Raw genomic sequence first — 11,254 nt, 5'->3', positions numbered from 1 at the left:
CGCGCGCGCTGCCCGCCCCGACCCGTGCATAACGCGCCGTGCCGCGAGCGGCGGATTCGGAGGTCAACATCACCAGGCAACACAGCGCGAGCACACTGGCCAGCAGGTTGGCGGCAGGTCCGTTGAAGGTGGACTTGAATTGATCGAAAATTGCCGTGGTGAAAGTGTCGAAGCGGATCATCGCGTACAAACCATATTCGGCCAACAGGTGCAGGCCCACTAACAAGGCGCCGCCGCAGATGGCCAGGCGCAGCTGTGGAAGCACCACCCGGAAAAATATCGCCCTGGGTTTAAGACCGAGCGATTCGGCAACGTCTTCGATGGCCGGATCGAGTCGACGAAGCGTTGCGGCAACCGGCAAGTACAGGAACGGGAAGTAGGCGATCACAGAAACCAGCACTGCCCCAGGCAGCCCGTGAATCGGCGGGACCAGGCTGACCCACGCATAGCTGTGTACGAAGGCAGGTACAGCCAGCGGTGCAGTCGCCAATAATGACCACCCGCGTCGTCCGGGCAAATCGGTGCGCTCGGTGAGCCAGGCCAGTGCCACACCGAGTGTGACGCACAAGGGAATCGTGATCACCACCAGCAGCACCGTGTTGATCAACAACTCGCCAACGCGCGGCCTGAACATCAGCGGTACGAGTGTTGCCCATCCGGTCTGAAACGATACTGCAACGATGAAGCCAATCGGCAGTAACGCCAACAGCGATACCAGTACAGCCAGACTGACCACCCAACCGTTCCCGCGCCCGAGGAAGAGTCCCCGGGAGCGCCGGCGCAAATTTGGCGATACCGCCGTGGGGAGAGCCATCGGTAGTGCTTTAGGTTTCAATTAAAGCAGCCCTGCCTGAGTCATCAGTTCCACAGCTTTTTTGCTGTTGAGTTTCGACGCGTCGACGGTCGGTGCGTCGAGCTGCTGCAGGGGCACCAGTTTCGGGTTGGATTCGGCATTTGTTCCGACCGCATATTCAAACGACTTACCGGTCTTGAGCACCTCTTGACCGTCTTTACCAGTAATCCATTGCAGGAACGCCTGGGCTTGTTCCTGATGTTTACTGGAGGCTAATACGCCGCCACCCGAGACGCTGACAAATGCGCCCGGATCCTTGTGTTTGAAGTAGTGCAGGGCAGTGTTCTTACTGTTTTCGCCGGTCTTGGCCTGATCGCCGAAGCTGTAATAGTGATAGATCACGCCGCTGTCGATTTGCCCGGCGTTGACCGCTTTGAGCACCGCGCTGTTGCCACGGTAAGCCGTTGAGTTCGTTTTCATCGCTGTGAGCCACTCCAAGGTGGCGGCTTCGCCCTTGAGTTCCAGCACAGCGGCGACAATGGCCTGGAAGTCCGCACCGGCCGGCGAGGTGGCCCAGCGACCTTTCCATTTCGGATCGGCAAGCTCCATCAGGGATTCTGGCAATTGGGCTTGCGCCAGTTTGCTCGGGTTGTAGACAAACACGGTAGATCGCGCCGCGATCCCCACCCATTTGCCATGCGCCGGCCGGTACGTTGCGCCGACCTGCTCCAGAGTAGCCGGAGCTACCGGGGCGAACAGCCCCGCGTTGTCTACCAGGACCATGGCCGGGGAGTTCTCGGTCAGGAAGACATCAGCTGGCGACGCCACGCCTTCCTGCACCAGCTGGTTGCCCATTTCGGTATCGTCACCATTGCGCACCGTGACCTTGATCCCTGTTTCCTTGGTGAAACCGTCAATCCAAGCTTTGGTCAGGCTTTCGTGTTGCGCATTGTAGACCACAATGCCATCAGTCTCTGCCGCTTGCACTTGACCAATGCCCACCAGCGCGGTGGCCAGCAAAGCAGTTTTGAGGAATGATGGAATAGGGGAAATCATGCTGTTGCAGCTCCTGGCTCTTTTTAGAATTCACGCGGAGGACTCGCTGGCATTCAACGCGAATCATTTGCATGTTTGGAAGTGCGGAGAATGTAGGGAGCAAAATGAGAAAAAAACGTCAAAAAAACGGTTATAAATCACTCTTTCTTTGCATCAGCTTTGATTTGTAACCTTTCGCCGTTTTTGACGAAATTTTTCTGATTTCCAGTATAGAGTCATCTCCCCTCCAAATGAGTGGCGGCTCTCTGCATTCGAAGACATGAATGTCCTCATGCATTGACTTGTCAGCCAATAGCCACAACAAATTTCAACAAGGAGGGAGTACAACAAGGAGTTTCTCATGCGGTTACCTGCTTCAGCCCCCCTGCGTTTCCTGCTATTGATCATCAGCCTGTGGCTAGTGATTTTTTCTCTCACCCGCTTGGTGTTGCTCGTCACTTATCTTTCAGAAGCGGGTACTGCATTTGCGTCGATTTTTGGTATCGGCCTTTTATACGACCTGAGCTTTTTGCTATATGCAGCCTTGCCCATGAGCCTGTATGTGCTGCTTTGCCCGCCGTCGTTATGGCGTTCACGAGCGCACTCGTGGTTTTTGCAGGGGCTGCTGACGCTGAGCGTCTTTGCCATGTTGTTTACTTCGGTGGCTGAATTTCTGTTCTGGGACGAATTCGGCGTACGCTTCAATTTTATCGCCGTGGACTATCTGGTGTACTCCGACGAGGTGCTGAACAACATCCTGGAGTCCTACCCCATCGGCAAATTACTTGGCGGCCTGGCGGTAATCGCGGTTGTCATCTGTATGGCTCTGCACAAACCTCTACAACGGGTGATTGCTGCCCCGTTGCCTTCCTGGCGCCAACGCTTGCTTAGTATTTCAGCAATATTGGCTTTGAGTGCTGTTGTACTGTTGGCCGTTGACCAGGACACCCCTCGGGGGAAAGGTGGCAATGCTTATCAACATGAACTCGCCAGCAATGGTCCGTACCAGTTTTTCGCCGCATTTCGCAATAACGAACTGGACTACGCTCAGTTCTATGGAACGTTACCGAAAAGTGAAGTTGGCCAGCACATCCGTAAAGAATTGGCGGAAGACAATGTACAGTTCATCGGTAAAGAATCGTTGGATGTTCGCCGTACTGTAACCCAGGGCGAAAATACCCAGCGCCATAACATTATTCTGGTGACTATCGAAAGCTTCAGCGCCAAGTACATGGGCAGCAACGGCAACCCCGGAAAACTGACGCCCAACCTCGACCAGCTCCGCAAAGAGAGCCTGTACTTCAACAACTTTTATGCAACGGGCACCAGAACCGACCGCGGCCTGGAAGCCATTACGTTGTCTATTCCTCCTACGCCGGGGCGCTCTATTGTCAAGCGGGTAGGGCGTGAAAGCGGTTTTTCCAGCCTGGGTCAACAGCTCAATCACGCAGGCTATGACAGCGTATTCGTATACGGAGGCCGTGGTTATTTCGACAATATGAATGCGTTCTTCGGCGGCAATGGCTATCGGGTTGTCGATCAGTCCAGTATTGATGAAGCTGATATCCATTTCAAAAATGCCTGGGGTATGGCGGACGAAGACCTCTATCAACAGACGCTGAAGCTGGCAGACGAAAACTTCGCCAACGGCAAAGCTTTCCTACTGCAATTGATGACCACTTCCAATCATCGTCCTTACACTTACCCTGAAGGCAAGATCGATATTCCATCCGGTGATGGCCGTGACGGCGCGGTGAAATACACTGACTATGCAATTGGCCAGTTTCTTCAAGCCGCGCGAAAAAAACCCTGGTTCGACGACACCATTTTCGTCTTTGTCGCGGACCATACCGCTGGCAGTGCGGGCAAGGAAGATCTACCGATTCGCAATTACCAAATTCCTTTGTTTATATACGCGCCAAAGCTTGTTCCTGCACGCGAAGACGCTCAGCTGGCGAGTCAGATCGACCTGGCTCCAACTCTTCTCGGCCTGTTGAACCTCAACTACGAATCGACATTTTTTGGTCGTGATCTGCTTCAACCTACCACCTTGCCGCCCCGCGTTTTGGTAGGTAATTACCAGCATCTGGGTCTGTTTGATGGTAAAGATCTGGCTATTCTAAGCCCTCGAGGAATGTTGCGGCGTCACGATGACGCGCTGGGCGCCAGTCAAGAGGTGACTGTTCAACTCGAAGACCCACTCATCGTGCGTGCGGTCACGTATTATCAGGTCGCGAGTTATGGTTTCACCCACGGCTTGTTGAACTGGTCCAATAGTAAAAACACCCCGAAACATTAGCCCTGCTCGTTGTCACGCCCCGCGCTTGTCTATAGACGTGGGGTATTGACGTGGGAAAAGGGTGCTACATTTGCTTAGCTGTGTTTACAGACCCGAGCGGTACCGGCCTGAATCGTAGTCTCTCAATCGCTTGCTACTAAAATTCGGCGATAAGTCGGCGACCGACATGCGTGAAGTGAGAAATATATCTTGTGAGCGGTCTGGCGCCGCCCCAAACAGCAGGGCAATGCGCCCTACAAATAGGAGGTGCGGACGTCGACAAAATTCCCGCCAGCTGCAGGTGAGCTTGCGCAAAACCTCCGCTGCAGGCCACGGCTTACCGTTTGCATAAGCACAAAAAAGCGGATGTTTTGCCACCCTAGAAACGGGGCGTATCCGTTATAAATCAATAGTTTACGTCGATACAGTCCCCAGCATGGGGTGCTAGGGGTCGAGTGTTCGAATCACTCCGTCCCGACCATATAATTAAATGACTTAGCTCAATCTGAAAAGGTTGGGCTTTTTCATGTCTAAAAAATACTCCAGCATTTACTCCCACAGATATCTTGGAACTCGGAGATATGCGTAAGCGGTCAGCCATCACACCTTGCTGAACAGTTCCCGGTTGTGCGGCAGTAGCTCAGCAATCGCGCGCATACTCTGCGTCGTCAGCTGTTGCAGCTCCTTCAGATACTCGTATGGATCATGCTCGTTGAATTTGGCCGACTGGATCAGACTCATTAGCGCAGCCGCGCGCTTGCCGCTGCGCCGCGATCCAGCAAGCAGCCAGTTCAGCTCCGGTCAAAACCACATCAGTACCCACAGCCGACTGCGAAGTTGCTTTATTTTGTTCACTGATTCGCTGGTCCCTTGATGGCCAAAACGCTGCAAGGCACCTGATGCAGAACATGCTCCGTTGTACTGCCAACCAGCTTGCCCACCCCTTGGTGATGGGTATTTCCCATTACGAAGACATCCGCTCGAGTATGAGTCGCAAAGTCGACTATTGCTTTGGTTGGCGGTCCTGCAATGAAGTGTTGTCGCTCAGGCGGCACGCCGTGGCGTTCAGCCAAGGCAATGAAGCACTTTTCAAGTGACCGGCGCACGTCGTTGCTGAAACCTGGAATCGTCACGGCGCCAGCACCTGCATCAGAGAAATGTGTGTGTGTCAGTTCATAGGCATACAGCATGTGCAATTCAGCCTCACATTGCGTCGCCAATTCGTTCGCCGCCTGGATAACGCTGTCGTAGATTCCGCTGATCTGACCCTCTGGATGTGATGGATCAACCGCCGCCACAATCACCCGAGGAAGCGGACACCGGACTTCGCTGACCAGATGTATGGGGGTCGGACATTCACGCAACAACTGCCAATCCAAAGGGGTAACGAATACGCGTTTGAGCGCTGATTCATGATGTACGTCCTTGATGATCATGTCCGGCTGCATTTCAGCCACATGCCCAAGGATCTCTTGCAGCGGGTCACGGGTCAATGCAACTTCGGTGGTCACATTGATGCCCTTCCTGCGCATGAGTTCGGCCTCATCCGTCAACCACTGCAGGTTCTCCTGCCGGCAACTCTCACGAAGTTGTTCACTGTTGCTCATTAACCGCATAAGGTCGAAGTCTTCGATGAACACCGCGATATGCAGCGCCGCGCCTGTGGCATCGGCCAGCGCGATTGCCCGCTCCATTGCCGGCGAGTGACGCATGGTTGGACCTGCGATCAGAAAGAGTCGTTGATACTGCCTCATGTGGCACCTCCAAACGTTCTGGGTTATCCGCTAGCGCCCCCAGCACTCTCACTTGTCCCACCGTTGGCGATCTCTTATCGCCTAACTACCTGGATCGACACTATCAATATACGCCAGCATTACCGGCTTTTCAGTTTTCAGACCGGCGCGCGCCATGCTCCTCGCCTGGCGTCGCACCGGAAGCCATGCAACTGCCGGTAGTTGCGCACCTGAATCAATACTTCGTAAAAACCGAACTATTGGCAACGAATAAACGATTTTTGTTGATGTAAAAGGCTCGCTAGCATGACTCCTTCAGCCTATTTCTGCTTCATGCGGAGACAGTAAATGACCGCCATCAGCGTCGGCCAACCCTGGATGTGGGCCGCCTTCATTGTGTTCGTCCTTACCATGCTGGCGCTCGATCTGTTCGTCTTCGGCGGACGCAAGGCGCATCGTGTTTCGGTCCGGGAGGCGCTGGTTTGGGTCATCGCCTGGATCAGTTTGGCGTTGGTCTTCGCTGTCCTGCTCTGGTGGTATCTGCGCAGCATGTTCGGCGCCGAAGTGGCCCAGCGTACAACGCTCGAATTCCTGACGGGCTACCTGATCGAGCAGTCGCTGTCGATCGACAACATGTTCGTTTTCGTGATGATCTTCGGCTACTTCGCCGTGCCGCCAGAGTTGCAGCGCCGTGTCCTGCTCTATGGCGTGCTCGGCGCCATCGTCATGCGTGCCGGTATGATTTTCGCCGGTGTCTGGCTGGTGCAGGAGTTTGCCTGGCTGCTCTATGTCTTTGGTGCTTTCCTCGTCATCACCGGCATCAAGATGCTGATCTTCGCCAACCAGCAGCCAGACCTCGAAAAGAACCCTTTGCTGCGCTGGCTGCGTAGCCATATTCGAATCACCGACGCCTTTCACGGCGAGCGCTTCTTCGTGCGCCAGAACGGCCTGCGCTGGGCGACGCCGATGTTCCTGGTGCTGGTACTGATCGAGGCCAGCGACCTGGTGTTCGCGGTGGATAGCATCCCGGCGATCTTCGCCGTCACCACCGACCCCTTCATCGTGTTCACCTCTAACATCTTCGCCATCATGGGCCTGCGCGCACTGTATTTTCTGCTTGCCGACATGGCCGACCGCTTTCACTTGCTCAAATATGGCCTGGCCATCGTACTGGTGTTCATCGGCGGCAAGATGCTGGTCGCGCCGTGGTGGCACGTGCCGATCCAATGGTCGCTGATCACAGTCGGCGGCATCATCCTGGTTTCGGTCCTGTTGAGCCTGTCTTTGACGAAGAACAAAACCCGGGTTACGGGAGAGCAATGAAGAATCAGAGTTGTTGGCGCCGATGCGGTTTTGACCCACGCTATCGAAAACAATGACCTACCCGAATACTTGGTAATCGATGGTCTTACGCGTACCTTCACAAACCGTCTGAGGGTTACCTGAAATCAGCAGCTTTGTTCAAAAAACGTACCAGCATCAACAATTTAATGCGGAGTGGGCCTATTCGTAACGCACCTATCCAATCGACTCAAGACATCGAATCGCTCAAAATTGACGACTGAGAGTGAATTTGCAAATGAGTACTGCGTTTTGCTCGGCAGGGTATTGATACATCTGAACGGCCCGCGTGACAGGTACACCGTCGTCGCGCCATTAGTCCGGTCTGCCCCCCTTGCCCTTGGCCGACCCCGCTGTTAAGACAGCGTCTGGCGTTTGCGTTGCAAAAAAGGGTGACATTTGTTGGAGAGGCTCTGCGAATCAACAGGCCTCAGATCGCAATGGAGTAGGTGATAAATCTCAAAAACCGTAAAGCTCAATATCTCCAAAAAACTGGAGTTACGAGTACCAACACAGTCAGGATTTCAAGTCTCCCTAGAAGCATTCCAACGGTCAGCAGCCATTTAGCGGCATCGGGTAATGATGAAAAATTACCTGCCGGCCCAATGATCGTGCCAAGCCCCGGCCCGACGTTGCACACCGCAGTAGCGGCACCGCTCAACGCTGTCATCCAGTCAAGCCCAATGACAGCCAAGCCCAAGGCGATGACGGCAATAGTGACGGTGAAGAAGAACGAGAAGGTCAGAAGTGAGCGCAAGATCTCCTCGTCGATGGGATGACCGTTGTACTTCTTCTGAATCACGGCTCGAGGATGGATCAACTGCTTCAGACTACTGACCAGTAGAGCGGCAGCAACCTGAAAACGGAAGATTTTAAGACCACCTGCCGTCGAGCCTGAACATCCCCCGACGAAGGTCAGATAGAAAAAGAGCATGACGGCGAAGCTGCCCCATAACGTATAGTCGCCAACCGCAATTCCGGTGGTCGTGACGACCGAGGTTACGTTGACTGCCACGATACGAAACGCATCCCACCATCCGTAATCGCTGTGAAAACACAGCCAGGTCCCCACAGCCAGCGATGTGACGATCAAGAATCCAATAAATCCGCGTACCTGGTGATCCTTAATCAGCGCACGCCGATTTCCCCGCAATGTCGCGACGTACAAGGTGAACGGGAGGCTGCCCAGAACCATGATGGCAACTGCCACCCAATGCACCGCGGGTTGCGTCCAATGCCCCAGTGAGGAGTCCGAAGTGGAGAATCCACCGGTAGAAATCAACGACATCGCGTGGTTGACCGCTTCAAACGGCGTCATTCCAGCGACCCAGAGCGCCAGAGTTCCGATGACGGTAAGACCCAGATAGAGCACAAGGATGTACGTGGCTGCCATATGGGAACGCGGTGTCACTTTTTCCGACCAGTCTGAGGACTCTGTCTGGAACAGACGCATGCCACCGACTCGCAACAGTGGGAGGATCGCCACCGCCATGCCGATAAAACCGATGCCTCCCAACCAATGCAGCATGGAACGCCATATCAACAAACCGGGAGATGAGCTATCGAGACCGGTGAGTACAGTCGAGCCAGTGGTTGTAATGCCAGACATCGTTTCAAAAAATGCGTCGGTGTAGCTGATATCGCGGATGAACACCATTGGCAACGCTGCGAAGGTGCACACAACGACCCAACTGGCAGTCGTCAGCAGGTACATATCCCTCGGGCGAAGCTGGCCAGTATCCGGACGCCCCCGTGCGATCAACAGCAGGCCACAAATGATGGTAATCAAACTCGACCAGAGAAAGGCCGACAGATCGTCGTTACGCTCGTAGGCCACCAGCGTGATCATGGGAATAGCCATGCTTACGGCCAGCGTGATCAGAAAAATGCCGAGGATGAAGCCGATAAGCCGAATGGCTGCGAGGGACATAAAAAGTAGCGTTCCAGATTAGCGCCGGACAGTATCGGATGCCTCACTTCAGGCCCCCGTAAATTTTGCGTAAAAGTTCCATGGGCGTTCAGTCAAGCTGCGTAGCTAAGGGTTTGAAATTGCCTGGAGCTAGTGCAATAGGCGTAGACCTGGCGAAGCTTGAGTCTTGTATTGCTTGTGTTCGAGCGGAGGCCGGCCAGGACGAGAAAACCCGCGCTGACAAGGCCGAGGCGTTCGCTGCGAAATACAGCGACAAAGTGCCGGCCGGCTCCATCCGCGCAGTCGCTATTGATCAAGCAGTTCCGCTTGGCTGGTGGAGTGCTGTCGTAAAACATGATTGTTCAGGCAAAAAAAATCCCGCTGATCGCATGGAGGCAATCATCGGGATTTTCAGAACTGCGCAAGTGAAAGTTTCAAAAGCTTTCGGCAGTCGAACGTGAGGATCGACGAGCACTGAGCTAAAGGACCGTTATAGGTGGAAATCGCCTGCAGCCTCTGGCTGGTAAAGCACTTTCCTGATCTCAATCCGTCGGGTCCGATCAGAAACTCGCCAGTCGATAGCGTCCCCCTCCTGATAGCCCAGGATGGCAGCACCGATGTCGGAACACACGGAATGCTTGCCGGCATTGCTGTCCGCGTCTTCGGGGTAGACCAAGGCCACTTCGATCTCCTCGTCGTCCAGCTGCAGCAAGGCCCTGGAGTTCATCGTGACGACATTGCACGCCACCTGCTGCGCCTTGACGACAATGGCTCGCTCAAGCTCATGTTCGAGTTCAACAACCGCCGGGCCTTGCTCGAGCGCGATCAGACTCTCGAGCTTGGCCTTGTCGATTTCAGTGATGTAGATCCTGGTGGAGTCGCCAACGGCACCTTCGCGCAAGGACTGGAGATAGCGCCCCGCCGTCATGGAAAATGACTTCAATGTCGGCGTTTCGCTTTCAAGCACAAAGCCGCTGCGCAGAAAGGCTTTGAGCGAGCGCGCGTTGTCCGGGTGGATCTTGGCGATAAGCTTCTCGGCCCGCATGTCGAGGAAGGCCAGTTTCATGCCTTCGCGGATCGTGCGCGCGCCAAGGTTTCGGCCCCATTTGTCGCTGTCTCCGATGACCAGGACTATCTCGCAATTTGAGCCGGTCTTGATGAGACGGACAAAGCCCACCGGGGCGTCATGCCGGTCATAGGCCATGAAGAATCGGCCGCCCCGGTTGAATAGATGGGTCAGGATCGGCAATTGAGTCCGATCGATGGCTTGCTCGATGGAGCGCGAGACATGACGCGAATCGCTCAGGTAGCAGGTGACGCGCTCATCCTCCAACCAATCCATCAGCGTCAGCGCGTGCGCCCGAGTAATTTCAGGGCACAGCGAAATGAAAGGCTTGTTCATCTTCACCACACATATTTGTAAAGGATGAAAGCCTGTCATGGCTATGGCCATGAGGGTTCTTTCGCCAACCGGCTATTTTAAGACATAACGCGAGCAATGCCGAACAGCCTGGAGAGTTCGAGGAAACCACCGTTTTGCCGGACACCAAAGAGCGACCAGCAGATGGTAAGGAAAGTGCGGATGTGCGGCACACTGTATCGTTAGGTGTGTGACTTCAGGGAGGATTGATATGTTTTGGTATGGCAGCGAAAAAAACAGGTACCGGGCTCAGCGTTGGATATCAATTATCGTGCTGTTCTTCGCACTAATGCTTTTGATCTCGAAAATATACCTGTTCGTTGCAGGCGACGGATCCGGGTATGAGATATGTAAAGGGCTCGTCGCTACCGGCGTTGGTTTCCTCATGCTTTACCTTTCCAATAAGTGGTGAGAGTAGGCGCCGCTCTCTGTGGCGGATGGGGGCAATTTGATTTTGGCTAGGGCATCACGAGTGACCGCCACCCGCAGTAACCAAACCTTCATCCAGCCCCTCACCAACCCGTAACCACACCCAAGCCTCACACCCCCACGTCCGCATCTCCTTACCGCTTGACCTTCCCCTTGTGACAAGCCGGATAAGACCTCAAACCCAGGTCTGTCCTGAAAATCACAAGGAGGTACGCGATGTATGGCAAGCGATTAACCCTGGTCGCTGTGGCGGTAACTGGCGTGTTCGCGCTGGGTGGTTGCAAGGAGGGCGCGCCTGCGGCCGAGGCCGCCAGGC

8 protein-coding genes and 1 pseudogene are annotated in these 11,254 nt (G+C 54.6%); 3 read left to right on the top strand and 6 right to left on the bottom strand.

Annotation, left to right across the window (positions count from 1 at the left end; all coding sequences use genetic code 11):
* Both GBC55_RS28845 and GBC55_RS28840 read right to left on the bottom strand, forming a co-directional pair.
* On the bottom strand, positions 1 to 814 hold an 814-nt coding region (locus GBC55_RS28845), incomplete at its 3' end, for an ABC transporter permease subunit (RefSeq protein ID WP_247267056.1).
* A 21-nt stretch (positions 815 to 835) separates the two neighbouring features.
* Positions 836 to 1,849 carry an iron ABC transporter substrate-binding protein gene (locus GBC55_RS28840; protein ID WP_162441019.1) on the bottom strand — a complete coding sequence of 338 codons (1,014 nt, stop codon included), beginning with the start codon at positions 1,847 to 1,849 and terminating at the stop codon, positions 836 to 838.
* 340 nt (positions 1,850 to 2,189) lie between these two features.
* On the opposite strand from GBC55_RS28840, the gene GBC55_RS28835 reads away from it, so the two are divergent.
* Positions 2,190 to 4,127: an LTA synthase family protein gene (locus GBC55_RS28835; protein WP_162441018.1), complete on the top strand. Its 1,938-nt coding sequence runs from the start codon at positions 2,190 to 2,192 to the stop codon at positions 4,125 to 4,127.
* Between the two features lie 579 nt (positions 4,128 to 4,706).
* Here the strand turns inward: GBC55_RS28835 and GBC55_RS28830 are convergent.
* A pseudogene (locus GBC55_RS28830) lies at positions 4,707 to 4,898 on the bottom strand (transposase domain-containing protein); the annotation flags it as partial.
* Positions 4,899 to 4,957: 59 nt separating this feature from the next.
* Positions 4,958 to 5,860, bottom strand: coding sequence for a universal stress protein (locus GBC55_RS28825; protein ID WP_162441017.1), 903 nt, complete (start codon positions 5,858 to 5,860; stop codon positions 4,958 to 4,960).
* Between the two features lie 327 nt (positions 5,861 to 6,187).
* On the opposite strand from GBC55_RS28825, the gene GBC55_RS28820 reads away from it, so the two are divergent.
* Positions 6,188 to 7,162, top strand: coding sequence for a TerC family protein (locus tag GBC55_RS28820; protein ID WP_162441016.1), 975 nt, complete (start codon positions 6,188 to 6,190; stop codon positions 7,160 to 7,162).
* 493 nt (positions 7,163 to 7,655) lie between these two features.
* Here the strand turns inward: GBC55_RS28820 and GBC55_RS28815 are convergent, their stop codons facing one another.
* Positions 7,656 to 9,110, bottom strand: coding sequence for a TrkH family potassium uptake protein (locus tag GBC55_RS28815; RefSeq protein ID WP_162441015.1), 1,455 nt, complete (start codon positions 9,108 to 9,110; stop codon positions 7,656 to 7,658).
* Positions 9,111 to 9,190: 80 nt separating this feature from the next.
* Here GBC55_RS28815 and GBC55_RS28810 point away from each other — a divergent pair, with 80 nt between their 5' ends.
* Positions 9,191 to 9,550, top strand: coding sequence for a hypothetical protein (locus tag GBC55_RS28810; protein ID WP_247267055.1), 360 nt, complete (start codon positions 9,191 to 9,193; stop codon positions 9,548 to 9,550).
* 29 nt (positions 9,551 to 9,579) lie between these two features.
* On the opposite strand, the gene GBC55_RS28805 is transcribed toward GBC55_RS28810, so the two are convergent.
* Positions 9,580 to 10,542: a bifunctional GNAT family N-acetyltransferase/nucleoside diphosphate kinase regulator gene (locus tag GBC55_RS28805; RefSeq protein WP_162441014.1), complete on the bottom strand. Its 963-nt coding sequence runs from the start codon at positions 10,540 to 10,542 to the stop codon at positions 9,580 to 9,582.
* Positions 10,543 to 11,254: the final 712 nt, after the last annotated feature.

Source organism: Pseudomonas sp. TNT3 (genome assembly GCF_010095445.2).
In the GTDB taxonomy this organism is placed as follows: Bacteria; Pseudomonadota; Gammaproteobacteria; order Pseudomonadales; family Pseudomonadaceae; genus Aquipseudomonas.
This window is presented reverse-complemented; position numbering and strand designations above follow the sequence as displayed.

Excerpts from the sequence above, each read along its gene's own strand:
- GBC55_RS28810 (WP_247267055.1), top strand. The coding sequence starts at position 9,191 with ATGGGCGTTCAGTCAAGCTGCGTAGCTAAGGGTTTGAAATTGCCTGGA.
- GBC55_RS28820 (WP_162441016.1), top strand. The coding sequence starts at position 6,188 with ATGACCGCCATCAGCGTCGGCCAACCCTGGATGTGGGCCGCCTTCATT.
- GBC55_RS28840 (WP_162441019.1), bottom strand. The coding sequence starts at position 1,849 with ATGATTTCCCCTATTCCATCATTCCTCAAAACTGCTTTGCTGGCCACC.
- GBC55_RS28815 (WP_162441015.1), bottom strand. The coding sequence starts at position 9,110 with ATGTCCCTCGCAGCCATTCGGCTTATCGGCTTCATCCTCGGCATTTTT.
- GBC55_RS28825 (WP_162441017.1), bottom strand. The coding sequence starts at position 5,860 with ATGAGGCAGTATCAACGACTCTTTCTGATCGCAGGTCCAACCATGCGT.
- GBC55_RS28835 (WP_162441018.1), top strand. The coding sequence starts at position 2,190 with ATGCGGTTACCTGCTTCAGCCCCCCTGCGTTTCCTGCTATTGATCATC.
- GBC55_RS28805 (WP_162441014.1), bottom strand. The coding sequence starts at position 10,542 with ATGGCCATAGCCATGACAGGCTTTCATCCTTTACAAATATGTGTGGTG.